At 40.5% G+C, this 16077-nt stretch carries 15 protein-coding genes; 6 read left to right on the top strand and 9 right to left on the bottom strand.

Annotated elements, in window-relative coordinates; genetic code table 11:
• Positions 1 to 18: 18 nt before the first annotated feature.
• Both pilS and gacA read right to left on the bottom strand, forming a co-directional pair.
• On the bottom strand, positions 19 to 1587 hold the full coding sequence (gene pilS, locus MKX14_RS17165; RefSeq protein ID WP_240283069.1) for a sensor histidine kinase: 1569 nt from the start codon (positions 1585 to 1587) through the stop codon (positions 19 to 21).
• 10 nt (positions 1588 to 1597) lie between these two features.
• Positions 1598 to 2233 (bottom strand): response regulator transcription factor GacA, encoded by a 636-nt coding sequence (gene gacA / locus MKX14_RS17160; RefSeq protein WP_002121174.1) that lies wholly within the window; start codon positions 2231 to 2233, stop codon positions 1598 to 1600.
• A gap of 212 nt (positions 2234 to 2445) precedes the next feature.
• Here gacA and pbpG point away from each other — a divergent pair, with 212 nt between their 5' ends.
• Positions 2446 to 3492 carry a D-alanyl-D-alanine endopeptidase PBP7/8 gene (pbpG, locus tag MKX14_RS17155; protein ID WP_126645288.1) on the top strand — a complete coding sequence of 349 codons (1047 nt, stop codon included), beginning with the start codon at positions 2446 to 2448 and terminating at the stop codon, positions 3490 to 3492.
• A 108-nt stretch (positions 3493 to 3600) separates the two neighbouring features.
• On the opposite strand, the gene thrC is transcribed toward pbpG, so the two are convergent.
• From thrC to xerD, 4 genes are all read right to left on the bottom strand, one after another.
• A complete protein-coding gene (gene thrC / locus MKX14_RS17150) occupies positions 3601 to 4740 on the bottom strand; it encodes a threonine synthase (RefSeq protein WP_240283068.1) in 1140 nt (379 codons plus the stop codon).
• Positions 4741 to 4794: 54 nt separating this feature from the next.
• Entirely contained in the window at positions 4795 to 6096 is a 1302-nt protein-coding gene (gene hom / locus MKX14_RS17145) for a homoserine dehydrogenase (RefSeq protein ID WP_002121263.1), read from the bottom strand.
• Between the two features lie 243 nt (positions 6097 to 6339).
• Positions 6340 to 7152: a DsbC family protein gene (gene dsbC / locus MKX14_RS17140; RefSeq protein ID WP_017385869.1), complete on the bottom strand. Its 813-nt coding sequence runs from the start codon at positions 7150 to 7152 to the stop codon at positions 6340 to 6342.
• A 146-nt stretch (positions 7153 to 7298) separates the two neighbouring features.
• Positions 7299 to 8219, bottom strand: a complete 921-nt coding sequence (gene xerD / locus MKX14_RS17135; protein ID WP_240283067.1) for a site-specific tyrosine recombinase XerD — start codon at positions 8217 to 8219, stop codon at positions 7299 to 7301.
• 143 nt (positions 8220 to 8362) lie between these two features.
• Between xerD and feoA the strand changes: the two genes are divergently transcribed.
• The 5 genes from feoA to ftsW all read left to right on the top strand — a co-directional run bounded on the left by feoA (position 8363) and on the right by ftsW (position 13476).
• A complete protein-coding gene (feoA, locus tag MKX14_RS17130) occupies positions 8363 to 8626 on the top strand; it encodes a FeoA family protein (protein WP_002121198.1) in 264 nt (87 codons plus the stop codon).
• A complete protein-coding gene (feoB, locus tag MKX14_RS17125) occupies positions 8623 to 10476 on the top strand; it encodes a ferrous iron transporter B (protein ID WP_005079453.1) in 1854 nt (617 codons plus the stop codon). Before feoA ends, feoB begins: the two co-directional genes overlap by 4 nt.
• A 20-nt stretch (positions 10477 to 10496) precedes the next feature.
• Positions 10497 to 10748, top strand: coding sequence for a DUF6587 family protein (locus MKX14_RS17120; RefSeq protein WP_032005839.1), 252 nt, complete (start codon positions 10497 to 10499; stop codon positions 10746 to 10748).
• A gap of 160 nt (positions 10749 to 10908) precedes the next feature.
• On the top strand, positions 10909 to 12255 hold the full coding sequence (gene murD / locus MKX14_RS17115) for a UDP-N-acetylmuramoyl-L-alanine--D-glutamate ligase (protein WP_032012542.1): 1347 nt from the start codon (positions 10909 to 10911) through the stop codon (positions 12253 to 12255).
• A gap of 24 nt (positions 12256 to 12279) precedes the next feature.
• Positions 12280 to 13476 (top strand): putative lipid II flippase FtsW, encoded by a 1197-nt coding sequence (gene ftsW, locus MKX14_RS17110; RefSeq protein ID WP_108008910.1) that lies wholly within the window; start codon positions 12280 to 12282, stop codon positions 13474 to 13476.
• A gap of 53 nt (positions 13477 to 13529) precedes the next feature.
• Here ftsW and gluQRS read toward each other — a convergent pair whose 3' ends face one another.
• The 3 genes from gluQRS to cpdA form a co-directional block, all read right to left on the bottom strand.
• Complete coding sequence (gluQRS, locus tag MKX14_RS17105) at positions 13530 to 14513, bottom strand: tRNA glutamyl-Q(34) synthetase GluQRS (protein WP_240283066.1); 984 nt, start codon at positions 14511 to 14513, stop codon at positions 13530 to 13532.
• Between the two features lie 2 nt (positions 14514 to 14515).
• On the bottom strand, positions 14516 to 15052 hold the full coding sequence (dksA, locus tag MKX14_RS17100; RefSeq protein WP_002121205.1) for an RNA polymerase-binding protein DksA: 537 nt from the start codon (positions 15050 to 15052) through the stop codon (positions 14516 to 14518).
• A 211-nt stretch (positions 15053 to 15263) separates the two neighbouring features.
• A complete protein-coding gene (cpdA, locus tag MKX14_RS17095; RefSeq protein ID WP_046812221.1) occupies positions 15264 to 16076 on the bottom strand; it encodes a 3',5'-cyclic-AMP phosphodiesterase in 813 nt (270 codons plus the stop codon).
• Position 16077: the final 1 nt, after the last annotated feature.

Raw genomic sequence — 16077 nt, 5'->3', positions numbered from 1 at the left:
CAAAAACCTAATAAAAAATCAATATATTATTGAGCATTCTATTCTGAAGCATGCCCCTTGTTTTTGCTCTAAATAAGTGAGCTTCGCATGGTTTGCCTCACAAAAACTATGAGACAAATATAATCCTAAACCAGTTCCATTAATTTCGGTACTAAAAAATGGTTTAAATAATTGAGATATATCACGTTTTGAAACACCTTCACCGTAATCGATCACATCAATATAAATTTTATTTGTTTGTGAATGGATATTGATCAGAACATAGGGCGAATCGGGTGCATTGTGTCGTAGAGCATTCCTAACAAGATTAATTAGCACTTGTCTGAGTTGCTTTTCATCAAACAATAGCTTTAAGGATAAATCAGAACTTTTAAGCTGGATCGCATGTTTAACATCAGATAAATCTTCATCTAATAACGTTTTTATGAAGTCGTTTAATTCAATCTGGATTGGATACGTTCTTTCACTGCGGGCAAGTCCTAACGTGTCTTGAACAATACTATCAATGCGTTTCGTTTGCTTGCTAATCATATTGCGCAAAGTATTTTGCTGTTCCGCGTCACTATCTTTGAGTAATTCATTTGCTTGAACAATAGCTGCAAGAGGATTACGGATCTCATGTGCAATACTTGCTGAGAGTTGGCCTAAAGCGGCAAGTTTGAGTTGTTGAGCTTGCTGATTAATCTGCTGTGCATCTTGTAAAATGAGGAGTGTTAATGCTTGCTGTGGCACCAAAAGGTGTTGCACTTTAATATTAATAGAATAAGCCGACAGTCGGGACTCAAAAATAAATCGATCACCTTCTTTTAGGTTATCAAATTTAAGAATTTCAAATAAGTCAGCATGCCATTTTGCTAAGGGATATTTTTCACTGGCAAATTGAGGTGGAATTCCTAAAAGAGAGCAGGCGGCTGGATTACTTAAAACAATGTCGTAGTTTTCATCTAGAACTAAATAGCCCTCTTCAATTTGTTCCAAGATATAGCGGTTAATATTTTGTAGTTGATAGAGTTCTATTGATTGATGGAAAGTTAGCGCTTCAAGTAATTTAAAGCGCTGGACCGCAATTTGTCCGATTCCGTGTACTACAAAAAACAAGAATGCCAATAACGCACTATTACCAATCGTATTTAAATTATTGTAGTCAAATAAACTGCCAACGAAGCGTTGGTAAATAATCGCAATGACTGCAAGTAATGTAATGAGCAACGACATTCTTGCGCTAAGTAAAATGGCCGAAGTAAATATGGCAATAACATAGAGCAAGCTGAGTTGAAGATTTGGTTCACCTACAGAAAATGTAAGTAAACTCAGGCAAATAACATCAACTACAAAAAATAAAATGAGCTGCCTTGTTGCTTGAGTAGCAATAAACTTAAAGCATAAAAGTTGAAGAAGGCTTAAGAGCGAATAGCCGAGTAGTGTATAAGAATATAAAGCGGGTTGTTGTAGACTATTGTCGATTTGAGCATCGGTTAAAACCAAAATAATATTCAGACTAACCGCAATAATAAGGCGATATAAACCATACCACGTGCCCAAACGAAATATCGTATGGGACAAGGATGAGTTTACGGGAAATTGCATGTAAGTCTGATTAAGGCTTGATCAGACCATAGCGAATCGCGAGATGAGTTAGTTTAACATCACTATCAATGGCTAGCTTTTCAAAAATACGGTAGCGGTAAGTATTCACTGTTTTGACACTTACAAAAAGTTTGTCTGCAATTTCTTGAGCGCTAATACAATTTACAACCATCATTGCAACTTGCATTTCTCGTTCAGATAGTGAGTCAAAGGGCGATTGTTGTGTATCGGATAAATATGAGCTCGCTAATTGCTCGGCAATATCGGCGCTGAAATATTTGCCACCTTGCATCACTTTATTAATTGCGCGAACCATTTCTGTAATTGGGGCACCTTTGGTAATGTAACCTTTAGCTCCGGCTTTAAGTAAAAGAGATGGGTAAGGTTCTTCTGCTAAACCACTGACTGCAATCACTTTTGTATCTGGTGCGGTTTGTAGTAAACGGCGGGTTGTTTCTACGCCTCCGATGCCAGGCATATTGACATCAAGTAGCACAACTTGAGGATGTTTCTGACGAACAATAGCAATTGCTTCTTCACCCGATTCGGCTTGTCCAATGACCTCTACATCGGCATGATCTTCTAACATACGGCAGATACCTGTACGTACAAGTTCATGGTCATCCACAACTAAAACTGTAATCAAGAAGACCTCCTTTCTTTCAAAAAACAAGTTTTTTGTTACATAAAGCAAAATTAGCTTGCAATGGAATGACAAAATTAGCAATCCTATTCTCATATAGTGAGCGAATAGTTGTGCACAATTGTGTCGGTAAAAGCGTTATACCTTATCCCTCAAATGTAAGGCATAATGATAGTAAGCGCAAATGTGTATCACCCTGAGTCGAGTATTGTGCCGTGAAAAATTCTAAAAAGTCTTTAATGCATGTGCTAAGCATGTCTATTTTGCTTAGTTTGAGTTCAACAAGCTTTGCAGAACTCGTCAATAACCCGTCCTCAGGGAATAGCGGTACTGCAAGCTTAAATTGGTCTTCAGCTGACGCTAGCCAATTTTTAAATGATGATGATGACGAACCTACTCCGCAAGGTTCAACGTCTGTAACTACCACATTACGTGGTAGTAGTGCACCAAAAATTGTAGCATCTGTACCAAAGGTTGCTCCAATCCGTGATACGACCGGTTACAATGCCCAGCCGAGTGTAAGTGCTCGAGCTGCGTTAGTGATGGATGCGCAAACTGGTGAAGTGCTTTACAGTAAAAATACAAACGCTTCTGTGCCGATTGCTTCTATTACTAAGCTGATGACAGCAGTTGTAACAGCAGATGCACGTTTGAATATGTCTGAAGAAATTACACTTGAGCAAATTGATTTTGCTGGCGCAGGTGGTAAAAACTCAAGTTCAACACTCCGTGTTGGCGACAAAATGAACCGTGCAGAAGTTCTCCTGTTCGCTCTAATGAAGTCAGAAAACCCTGCAGCGGCGGCTCTAGCACGTACTTATCCAGGTGGTCGTCCTGCTTTCGTAGCAGCGATGAACGCTAAAGCACGTGCTTTAGGTATGACGGCTACCCATTATATTGAATCTACGGGCTTACATCCGCAAAATGTATCTTCGGCACGTGATTTAGGTATTTTGGTAAGTACAGCTTCTCAATATGGCTTGATTCGTCAATTCTCAACTACACCAACTTATGACTTTAACTTGGGTTATCGCGTGTTGAAATCTAACAATACCAATGCTCTAGTGCGCAATGGTGGTTGGAATATTAACTTGTCTAAAACTGGATATATTAATGAAGCAGGTCGCTGTGTTGTAATGCACACGACTGTAAATTCACGTCCAGCAGTCATTGTATTACTGGGTGAACCAAGTACACAGGCACGTAATAATGATGCAACTAACTTATTGGGTTGGTTAAGTAATTTACCAAAACGTATTTAAGTTCAATATTCTAAAAAACGCTTCTATCAAGAAGCGTTTTTTTATGGCTATAAAAAAAGACATAAAAAAACGGCTGTTTAATACAGCCGTTTTTTGAAAAATCAGATCTTACATATTAGATAAAATCGAATCTTTTACTTGGTCCATTGTTGCATCAATTGACAACATCACTGCATCAGCACATTGTTTGATTGCAGTGTCAGGATCTTTCAAGCCATTACCCGTTACTGTACATACAATTACAGAACCTTCAGCAATTTTACCCGCTTTAATATCACGGATCGCACCGCCGATAGAAGCAGCAGAAGCTGGCTCAACAAATACGCCTTCATATATAGAAAGTAAGCGTTGAGCTTCTAAAATTTCGCTGTCTTGAAGTTCATCAAACCAGCCTTTAGAGTCACGTACTACAGCTTTTGCATGGTTCCAGCTTTGTGGATTACCAATACGGATTGCAGTTGCAACAGTTTCAGGGCTTTCAACTGGAGCGCCACGTAAGAATGGAGCTGCGCCAGAAGCTTGGTAACCTACCATTGTTGGTAAACCTTCTGGTTTTGGACCAGTGAATTGATCAGTCGCAGCATCATAAATCACTTGTTCAAACTGATCAGCAGGCTGGTTTGCTACAGCTTCGGTATAACCCATCCAGTGAGCGGTGATGTTACCTGCGTTACCTACAGGTAAGCAGTGGTAATCAGGTGCACGGCCTAAAGCTTCAACGATTTCATAAGCAATAGTCTTTTGACCTTGCAAGCGGTAAGGGTTGATTGAGTTTACAATCGTTACAGGCGCTTGATCAGCAACTTCTTTTACAAGACGCATACCATCATCGAAGTTACCACGAATTTGCATCGTGATCGCACCATACATCATCGCTTGTGCCATTTTACCCATCGCAATTTTGCCTTCTGGAATCAAAACAAATGCTTTGATACCTGCACGTGCAGCATAGGCAGCAGCAGCAGCAGAAGTGTTACCAGTAGATGCACAGATAATCGCTTTAGAGCCTTCTTCAACCGCTTTGGTTACAGCCATGGTCATACCACGGTCTTTAAATGAACCAGTTGGGTTTAAACCCTCGTATTTCACATAAATTTCAACATCTTTGCCAATAATACGTGGAATATTCTCAAGTTTAATGAGTGGGGTGTTGCCTTCACCCAAAGAGATAGCACGAGTAGTTGCCGAAACTGGCAAACGGTCACGATAACGATCTACAAGACCAGTATAACGATTGGCATTAGACATGATGGTGTTCCAATTAGAGGTGAAGCGGGAGAGGGAATCTTTCCCTCAACCTGATTAACTATCGAGCGATTCTAAACGAATTCTTACGATTTCGCCACGAATTGCAGGTAATGCTTGAATTTGTGCAAGAGCATCATCCATTTTTGATTCAACGATTGGATCGGTCAGAATCACGATTGGAATAAGGTCTTTTAAACGAGATTGTTGCATGATTGCATCAATACTGATTCCAGCGCGACTTAAGATGGTAGTAACATCTGCAAGTACGCCAGTTTGGTCTTCTGCATTTAAGCGGATGTAATAACCTGTGGTCATTTCTTCGCGGCTTAAAATTGGCACATTGGTTAATGCTTCAAAAGCCAACTGAGGAATTGTTCCTGCGCCGTCTTCGGTATAAGAGATGTCACGAACAATATCAATAACGTCGGCAACAACCGCAGAAGCTGTTGGACCTGCGCCTGCACCCGCGCCGTAATAGAGTGTTGGACCTACGGCATTTGCCTGAACTAAAACAGCATTTTTAACGCCGTTTACATTCGCAATAAGCTGTTCATCTGGAATAAGTGTTGGGTGAACACGTAACTCAATACCTTTTTCAGCACGACGTGCAATACCGAGATGTTTAATGCGGAAACCAAGATCTTCTGCATATTTCACATCTTGTGCAGTGATTTTGCTGATACCTTCGGTATAAACCTTATCAAACTGAAGAGGAATACCAAACGCACAAGACGCTAAAATGGTAAGTTTGTGCGCAGCATCAATACCTTCAACGTCAAAAGTTGGGTCTGCTTCTGCATAACCGAGTTCTTGAGCTTCTTTTAATACATCATCAAATGCACGACCTTTCTCACGCATTTCAGTCAGAATAAAGTTACCTGTACCATTAATAATACCTGCCAACCATTCGATATGGTTTGCAGCAAGACCTTCACGGATCACTTTAATAATTGGAATACCGCCAGCAACTGCTGCTTCATAAGCAATTTGCACAGCATTGTCTTCTGCTGCTTTAAATAATTCATTGCCATGTTCAGCGAGTAACGCTTTGTTTGCAGTCACGACTTGTTTGCCGTGTTTGATCGCTTCCATGATAACTTCGTAAGCAGGGTGGATCCCACCCATAACTTCTACAACTACATCAACGTCTGGTTGACGAACGATGTCAAGTAAATCGGCGCTTTGTTTAATCCCTTCCAATTCAAGATCTGGACGAGGGCGGCGTGTTCCAACGTGGGTAATTTGAATTTCTCGACCGGTGCGACGTTTAATTTCAGCGGCATTTTCTTGTAGTAGTTTAAGGGCTCCTCCACCTACGGTTCCTAGACCGAGTATTGCCAGGCGAACTGGTTTCACGTCACACTCCATTCATCATTTAATCATTTAGTTGAAGCTAGATCATAGCTAAAAAAAACGCCAGACTCTAGCGCTTTTAGTGCTTGTTCAATGAATTAGAGTGCGATGTTTGGAAAAGAAGAGTAGATCAGTCTTTAAACAGAGGTTGTTTAAATATTAATTATTGAAAAAACAAAGCGCTGCAATCAGAGCAGCGCTTTTTAAAAGAGATAGATGATTAATCATTCATCAGCTTAAAGGGTGTTATTTATCCAGACGTTTAATTAATTCATCTGGTGTTAGGTATCCACCTAAGTACTCGCCATCAACATTGTAAATAGCTGGTGTTCCATTTACACCCATGTTTAAGCCAAGTTGATATTGTTCACGGACAGGGTTTTTACATTGAGCTGGTGGAATATTAATGCCTTGTACTGCTTGGTTAAAGGCAGCTTTACGATCTGCACTACACCATACAGCTTCCATGGTCGGCATAAATTGTTCACCGCGTGGCCAAGCGATATAGCGTACCTCAATACCTTTTTCATTAATTTCAGGTAAATGCTCATGTAGCTTATGGCAATAAGGGCAACTTGCATCGGTAAACACATAAATCACATGTTTCGCTTTACCTTTTGCAGGGTAGACGATCAAATCTTCATTTTTTAAAGCTGCAAGGTGCTTTTTATTTTCCGATGCTTGGAGGCTATCGCCAATATTATGCAGTTCTTTACCGCCTAAACGAATGACATCACCTTGAATCAGGTATTTGCCATCACTGGTTGTATAAATCGACGTCATTCCTTCGAGATTTACCCAATATAAGTTAGGAACTTCAGTAGGCTTGATATCTAAAATTTTGGCGTTGATGTTTGCATTCTTAAATTGTTTTTGCAAAGTTTCAATTAAACGCTGTTTCGCATTGCGTTCAATGATGGTTGAAGCTTCCCCAGTAGCAGGTGCGGTCGCAGTGAGCGCATCTTCTTTTTGTGGTTTGTTTTCTTTAGAACAAGCACTGAATAACAGGCTAGAAGCCAAAGCACAGGCAAGAAACAGTTGAGATCGGGTAAAAGACATAGATAACCCTTATTTCATCAGTATTTATAGTCAGAAGCTGCTAAGCATAACAAAAAAACTAGTGTGTATTGTTAAAACTTTCTTAACCTTTGTGAACGAAATCAATTGATTGTTGGATGTATTTCAAATAATAAGTTTTAAATTTTTTAACCTCTAGGATGATGTTTTTCATGCAATTGTTGCATTCTTACTTGGGCTACATGCGTGTAAATTTGAGTAGTTGATAAGTCACTATGGCCCAATAACATTTGTACTACGCGTAAATCGGCGCCGTGATTGAGCAGGTGTGTTGCAAAGGCGTGACGTAAGGTGTGAGGTGAGAGTTCAGCTTGAATATCGGCTTGTAAGGCGTAACGCTTAATGGCATACCAGAAGTTCTGACGGCTCATAATTCCGCCGTGTTGAGTTAAAAAGAGATAGTCAGTAGAGCTTTTATAGAGTTGAGGCCGAGCATCCTGCAAGTAGCGTTCTACCCATTCACAAGCAAATTGCCCTAGCGGGACCAAACGCTCTTTATTACCTTTACCCGTAATTCTTAAATAGCCTTGTTTTAAGTTAATAAGTTCTAGGCGCAAGTTCAGTAGTTCTGAAACACGTAAACCACATGCATAAAGGACTTCAAACATTGCCCGATCACGTAAACCCAGTGCTGTATCAATATCAGGAGCCTGAATCAGTGCTTCGACATCTTCTTCTGATAAATCTTTGGGTAAGGCTCTGCCAATTTTTGGAGAATGATGAGTTGCTACAGGATTATCGCTTCGTAATTTCTGTTCACGTAAAAATTTGTAAAACTGGCGTAGGGCAGATAAGCAGCGGGCAATCGAGCGTGGGCTTTTTCCCGCTTTAGTTAACTCAATCAAAACATCAGCGATATCATCACTTGTCCACTCTGGAAGAGCTGATTTTTTATGTAGTTCACTACATTGAATAAGGTCAGATAAATAAGCATTACGTGTATGTGGACTTACCGTCTGAGCAACGAGATAGTCACGAAAACCTTGTAAAAAGCTTAAATGTTCAGGAATTTGAACAGGGCTTGGAATACGCGGTTTTTTATTCAACATACACTAGATCCTCTAAACCTCTGTACTGTAAAAGAAACTTTAAGGTTTGTCGATTAAACTAGATAAGAAGTGAAATTTAACCTTATTTGGTAATTATTCTCATTTATATGTATACTATTAAAAAAGGTTTAGGATCGGATGCGGTGCGTTTATCAGCTTTAAAAGTGAAGCAAGCGGCGACCATCACCAAAGTGAATCGGATAGAACTAGAGTCCGAGCAGCAAGATTTGGTCGCAATTCGTTTGGAAAGTCTGGGCTTTGTACCGGGCACACGAGTGGAAGTGATTACCAAAGGTATTTTTGGTGGTGATCCGATCTTAATCCAAATTGGCTTTACTCGTTTCGCTTTACGTAAAGCAGAAGCGGAAAAAATTGAAATTCAAGTAGAAGAAGGAGTACCCGCATGAGTGATGCGTTACGTATTGCCCTTGTGGGAAACCCTAACTGTGGTAAAACCTCTCTTTTTAACCATTTAACGGGAACTCGACAAAAAGTTGCAAACTATGCTGGTGTAACGGTCGAGCGTAAGGTTGGTCATTTTCAGTTGCCTTCAGGCCGAGCAGTGCGTGTACTTGATTTGCCGGGTACATATAGCCTTAATGCCACCAGTCCTGATGAAGTGATTACCCGTGACGTTTGTTTGGGTAAGATTGCAGAAGAAGGGCAGCAAGATGCCTTTTTATGTGTGGTTGATGCCACTAACTTAAAATTGCATTTAGGACTAGTACTCGAAATGATTGAGTTGGGTCGTCCGATTTTACTTGTACTGAATATGATGGATGAAGCGCGTCGTCGTGGCATCCAAATTAATACTCAAAAGTTGTCTCAACGTTTGGGTGTACCAGTTGTTGAAACAGTTGCCGTCCGTAATGCGGGTATTGAAAATTTATTACATGCCCTTGATCAAGAAAAATACAGTGTGCCACAAACCGAACTGAGTGGTTTAACTGGAACTCATCATCAAAAAATCGATATGATTTTTAAAGATGTAGTTCATTATGTTGATCAGGGAGATAAGCGTACTGATTTTCTAGATCGAATTTTCTTACATCCGGTTTTAGGCCTACTTAGCCTTGCCATCATGATGTTTATTGTGTTCCAAGCAGTGTTTGCATGGGCAGCTCCATTCATGGATGGTATTGAAGGCTTCTTCGGCTGGCTTGGTGAGGTAGTGGGAACTGTGATTACCCAACCACTACTGCATAGTTTGGTTGTTGACGGAATTATTGCAGGCGCGGGTGGCGTAGTTGTGTTCTTGCCACAAATTTTGATCTTGTTCTTCTTTATTTTAGTACTCGAAGAATCAGGCTATTTACCGCGTGCAGCATTCTTGCTTGATAAATTAATGTTCCAAGCTGGTTTAAGTGGCCGTGCCTTTATTCCTTTACTTTCGAGCTTTGCTTGTGCAGTACCGGGAATTATGGCAACGCGTAGTATTAGTGACCCTCGTGATCGTTTTACGACCATTATGGTTGCGCCTTTAATGACTTGTTCGGCACGTTTACCCGTCTATGCCTTGCTGATTGCTGCCTTCATTCCAGAGAAAATGGTCTGGGGTATTTTTAACCTACAAGGTTTAGTGCTTTTTGGTCTGTATATGGCTGGTATTGTGAGTGCGCTTTGCGTTTCATTTTTAATGAAGTTTTTGCAAAAAGATAAGTCGCAGCATGCTTTACTGCTAGAGCTACCAAGTTATCGTTTCCCTGATTTAAAAAGTGTGGGAATCGGTTTATTGGATCGTGCAAAGATCTTCTTGAAACGCGTCGGTGGAATCATTTTTGCGCTCTCTATTTTGCTCTGGTTCTTGTGTACTTTCCCGCAGCCACCAGAAGGGGCGACATTACCTGCCATAGATTATAGTTTTGCAGGTATGCTCGGACATCTTATCCAACCTTTATTTGCTCCAGTTGGTTTTAATTGGCAAATCTGTATCGCCTTAATTCCAGCTATGGCTGCTCGTGAAGTGGTTGTCGCGGCATTAGGTACAGTTTATGCCTTGTCTGCAACAGATGATGATGCTGTGGCACAAGGTTTGTCACATCTGATTAGTGCGGATGGAACAGGTTGGTCTTTGGCAACAGGTTTATCACTTTTAGTGTGGTTCATTTATGCTCCACATTGTTTGGCAACACTGGCAACGGTACGTCGCGAAACAGGTTCATGGAAACATGTTGCAGCTATGACTGCATATCTGTTTGGTTTAGCTTATTTTGCATCGTTTGTTACCTATCAAATTGCTTCCCACTACTGGGGCTAAAGCAATAAAGGAGGTTGTATATGGTTCAATATCTGATTATTGCGGTTTTAGTGATTTGGAGTGCTGTAGTTGTTTTTAAGAAAGTATTTCCAAAAACAGCAAATTCAGTCTTTTCTTCACTCTCTGCATTTTGCGAAAAGCAAGGTTGGGTAACCTTGGCAAAATGGCTTAAACCGAAAATGGCCTTTGGTTGTGCTGGCGGTTGTGGGTGTTCAAGCGAAGATAAACCTACCAATACAGTTCAAGAAATTAAGCCGATTAAATGGCAATAAATTTAGTATTTCTTGTTTCGTTTAAAAAGCCATCATATTGATGGCTTTTTTACGCACTGACACAAAAAAAGATGAATAAAGTTCAAACTGAAAAAGCATTCAAAACAGCAAAGTGCTAACATTTTTGCCATTCTGTCGATTGATAAATTGTGGGGCAAAAATGTTAATACAACGTGGTGGGTTAAAAGTTGTAGCAGGCTTGGGAATATCAGGCGTTTCTGCTGTAAATTTCCTGCATGAACAAGGCTACCAAGTTGCAGTAACAGACTCTCGTCCCACGCCACCAGGGCATGATCAGATCCCAGCTGGCGTTAAAACCAGTTTTGGTCAACTTGACCAAGAATTATTATTACAAGCAGAAGAAATTATTTTAAGCCCAGGCCTTGCACCGCAATTACCGGAAATTCAGTCAGCTATTGCTAAAGGTGTTTCTGTGGTAGGTGATATTCAATTATTACGCCGTGCAACCGATGTGCCTATTGTGGCGATCACTGGCTCTAATGCTAAAAGTACAGTAACGACTTTAATTGGCTTAATGGCTAAAGATGCGGGTAAGAAAGTTGCCGTGGGTGGCAATCTTGGACGCCCAGCTCTAGATTTATTAAAAGATCAACCTGAATTAATTGTACTTGAGCTATCAAGTTTTCAGCTAGAAACCACGTCTCACTTAAATGCTGAAGTTGCTGTGGTTCTCAATATGAGTGAAGACCACTTAGATCGTCACGGCAATATGTTGGGTTACCATCAAGCAAAACACCGTATTTTCCAAGGCGTTAAAAAAGTAGTATTTAACCGTGATGACGCTTTAAGTCGTCCTCTTGTTCCAGATACCACACCAATGCAAAGCTTTGGTTTAAATGCACCAGATTTAAATCAATATGGTGTTTTAAGAGATGGCGATGGCACGCTTTGGCTTGCGCGTGGTTTACAGCGTTTAATTAAAAGCTCAGATTTATATATTCAAGGCATGCATAACGTAGCAAATGCTTTAGCTTGTCTCGCATTAGGAGAGGCAATAGGCCTGCCTATGGAATCTATGCTTGAAACTTTAAAACAATTTAAAGGCTTAGAGCATCGCTGTGAATATGTAAAGACTGTGCATGATGTACGTTATTACAATGATTCTAAAGGCACTAATGTTGGCGCTACGCTTGCAGCGATTGATGGTTTAGGCGCTGCAATTGAGGTTAAAAAAGGTAAGGTTGCCTTGATTTTAGGTGGGCAAGGTAAAGGTCAGGATTTTGGCCCATTACGTTCTTCTATCGAAAAATATGCCAAAGTTGTGGTATTGATTGGTGAGGATGCTCCGGTGATTGAACAAGCCATTCAAGGTGCAACCAAAATTTTACATGCAGCAACGCTTAAAGAAGCTGTAGAGCTGTCTCAACGTGAAACACAGGCCGAAGATGTGGTGTTGTTATCACCAGCATGTGCAAGTTTTGATATGTTTAAAAGTTATAATGACCGTGGTCAGCAGTTTGTTGCCTGCGTCAATTCGTTGGTTTAAAGAAAACATGATTAGGAATGTAGTATGGCAGGCTTAGCTCAGACCACAATCCAGAAAATCAATCATTGGTATGAACGGATATTGCCTAAATGGCCAGCGGAAGTGACGCCACGTAATGTCCTGATTTTCTGTGTCGTTGCATTATTGTGTATCGGTTCAGTGATGGTTGCATCTGCTTCGATGCCCTATGCTGAATATATGCATGAAAACCCGTTTCACTATGTGATTCGTCATGGTATTTCGATTGTCGCTGCGGGTGTAGTGGCTTATTTGACCTATCGAATATCACTCAATACATGGTTTAAAAATACCTTTCCTTTATGGTTGTTAACCATGCTTTTGCTGCTTGCTGCTTTGGTAGTAGGTTCAGAGGTCAACGGTTCTACGCGCTGGATTAAAATCGGTGGTTTTACCTTGCAGCCAACTGAGGTTGCTAAGGTCATGATGGCAATCTTTACCGCAGACTATGTGGTACGCCGTGCCAAAGAGGTTCGTACTCATTGGAAAGGCTTATTGCGTTTAAGTGGTGTTATGGCCATTACGGTCGGTTTAATTATTGCTGAGCCTGACTTGGGAGCAACCGTCGTTATTGTCATGATGATGGTTGGGGTGTTCTTTTTAGCTGGTGCACCGCCAACTCAGTTCTTAATTATGTTGGGTGCGATTGTCACAGGTATCGTGTTTTTGATCTTATTTGAACCCTACCGTTTCCAACGTTTGATTTCGTTTACTGACCCATGGGCAGATCCATTAGGTGTGGGCTACCAGTTATCAAATGCGTTAATGGCTTTTGGCCGTGGTGAGTGGTTTGGTACAGGCTTAGGGCATAGTGTACAAAAACTATCTTATTTACCTGAAGCGCATACTGACTTTATGTTGGCAGTGCTAGGGGAAGAGTTTGGTTTCGTGGGTATTTCTATTGTTATTGGCTTGTCTTTCTTGATGCTGGCATGTTGTATCAAAATTGGTCACCGTGCTTTGAAACATCATTACCTTCGTGCAGGCTATCTAGCTTACGGTATTAGTATTATTTTCTTGCTCCAGATTTTGGTAAATGCGGGCATGAATATGGGCTTAATGCCGACGAAAGGTTTGACTTTGCCATTCATTAGTTATGGTGGTACGTCTTTAATGATGTGTGCTGCGATGATTAGCTTAATCTTAAAGATTGATGCATCAACACAAGAAGTCAACCCAGAACGAGAAGAGTCAAACTTCTAATTGAGTACTTAGAAGTTTAAAAAGCCCGATTTGATATCGGGCTTTTTTATTATTTATAGATATGTTCCGCTGAGCTCTTGCCCATGGGGAATCAAATTAACATTCCACTGTGCTACAGCTTGTTTGAGCATCAGTCTAGGTTGATCTAAATCAACGTTGGGTTGTCCCAAGGCGAGTATCGCTTTTTGAAGTAATTCAGGAGCTTTTGATAAATCGAGTGCTTGAGCTAGATTTTGTTTAGAGAGCTTTTGCCCTTGATCATTCATGGCAAGGGGAAGGTGCATATAGCTTAGTTGAGGATAACCTAGAAGCTGGCTTAACCAGATCTGACGTTCAGTGTTATCTAATAAGTCTGCACCTCGAACGACATGGGTAATACCTTGTAAATAATCATCCACGACGACCGCAAGTTGATAGTTAATAATCCCATCACGGCGCTTAAGAACAAAATCTCCAAGATCGTGTTGTAGATTGGAGCAATGATGTCCTTGTAATCGGTCATCAAAACAGATCTGCTGATCTTGAACTTTTACCCGAATCGCTTGACCTTGAAAATCAAGATTGAGATCGCGGCAAGTACCTGCATAGATTGCATTTGAACCAAGCTTTTTGCGGGTACATTGACATGCATAGATAAGACCTTCTTTTTTGAGTTGGTCTAATACGCTTTCATAAATATCTAAACGATTTTTTTGAAAGATGATCTCTGCATCGGGTTCGAACTGGAAGGCTTCCAGTGATGTGAGAATATGCTCTTCACTGCCGGGATAAATACGGGGAATATCTGTATCTTCGACACGAACGAGCCATTTGCCTTGATGGGCTTTTGCATCGCAATAGCTGGCAACAGCAGTAATGAGTGATCCAAAATGCAAAGGGCCGGTTGGCGATGGCGCAAACCGACCTGAGTATGAGCAGCGATTAAGCGGAACATTGTTCCGCCGCTGCGCAAGAGAAAAGCTATGCTTTTCTGTCAGACGATTTAACTGCTGTGCAAGAGCCGAGTTGTGCTCGGCTGGAGAATTGTCAACAGTCACAATTAACCGTTATTTTGCTTCTCTTTGATTTCTGCCAAAGTTTTGCAATCAATACATAAGGTTGCAGTTGGACGTGCTTCTAAACGACGTAACCCGATTTCAATACCACAAGTTTCACAGAAACCGTAGTCTTCATTCTTAATAGCTTCCATAGATTGTTCGATTTTACGAATTAACTTACGTTCACGGTCACGTGTACGTAATTCAATTGCAAATTCTTCTTCTTGGGTAGCACGGTCGTTTACATCTGGCAGTGCAGTTGATTCGTCTTGCATCGTATTTAAAGTACGATCAACTTCAGACATTAATTCAGCTTTCCATGCTTGCAGAATTTGTCGGAAATGCTCGAGCTGTCCTTCAGACATGTACTCTTCATTTTTCTTAGGTTGATAAGGTGCAATACCAAATAAACTTGCAGTTGTGCCTATGTCAGAAGTTTTAGGTTTCACTTTACGTGCACGTTTTGCAGAAGCTTTGTCACCTTCCACTACAACTTCTGTATGTTCATCCAAAACTTGGTTGTGGTTGTCATTCGCCATAATAGGGCATTCCTCATCATACACGTATTATCTATACGCAAAAAATATGGTGATATGCAAGTGTTTTTATAGAAAACCATCGATGGGATTTTCCCATCGGGTCGTCATCATATAGATTTTTCCTGCAAGATGATAGTCATTCCGACCCGTAAATATTTTCAAAACGTGTTTACCCCAGTCATAATTATATATAAGCATATAAGAAATAGGGCTAATAGCCTGAAATATCAGTGTTTATATGGCCTTGAAAATTTTCAAGACGGAAGACTTCGGTTTCAAAACTACCATCGTTTTTTAGACGAATGTAACGGTAGCCGGGAGCATTTTGATCTAAAGCAAAATCATTGCTAAAGGGTTTAAACTGCACACTTGTCGAGGGTGTAGAGAAAAATTCGATCCCTTGCCAAGTGTTTATTGAGTCCTGATGAACATGCCCGCAGACTAAAGCTTTTACATTTTTAAATGGAGCCAAGGTAGTAAGTAAGGCATTAGAATTTTGTAACTTGTGATGATCAATCCATTTTGACTTCATGGCAAAAGGATGGTGATGACAAGCCAGCAAAATCGGGTTATCTGCATACTCTTCAAGTAAATTCGTTAAGTTCTCTAGCTGTTCTGCTGATAGATGTCCATCAATATGACCTTTTACCGCACTATTTAATAAAATAACCCGCCAGTTCCCTAAGCAAATAACTACAGGTTCCTGATGATTCTCTTTATGCAATGGAAAATGGTCAACATTGTCATGATTACCTAAGGTCTGAAAAAAGGGCAGACCAAGCGTTTGCATATATTGAATATAACGTTTGTAGGTAATAGGCGTTGGTGCCTGAGCTAGGTCCCCAGTATGGATAATTGCATCAATTTCAGGATGTTTATTAATTATCTGTTGAATAATCGCATGAAAGCTTTCTTCAGGATTCATACCCACAAATTCTAAATGCGGATACTCCAATAGGTGGGTATCGGTAATTTGTATAATGACATGGTCTTTTTGTGAAAGTGTTGAGACTTGAAAAGTCACC

The organism is Acinetobacter pittii (assembly GCF_022449185.1).
Lineage (GTDB): Bacteria > Pseudomonadota > Gammaproteobacteria > Pseudomonadales > Moraxellaceae > Acinetobacter > Acinetobacter pittii_I.
This window is presented reverse-complemented; position numbering and strand designations above follow the sequence as displayed.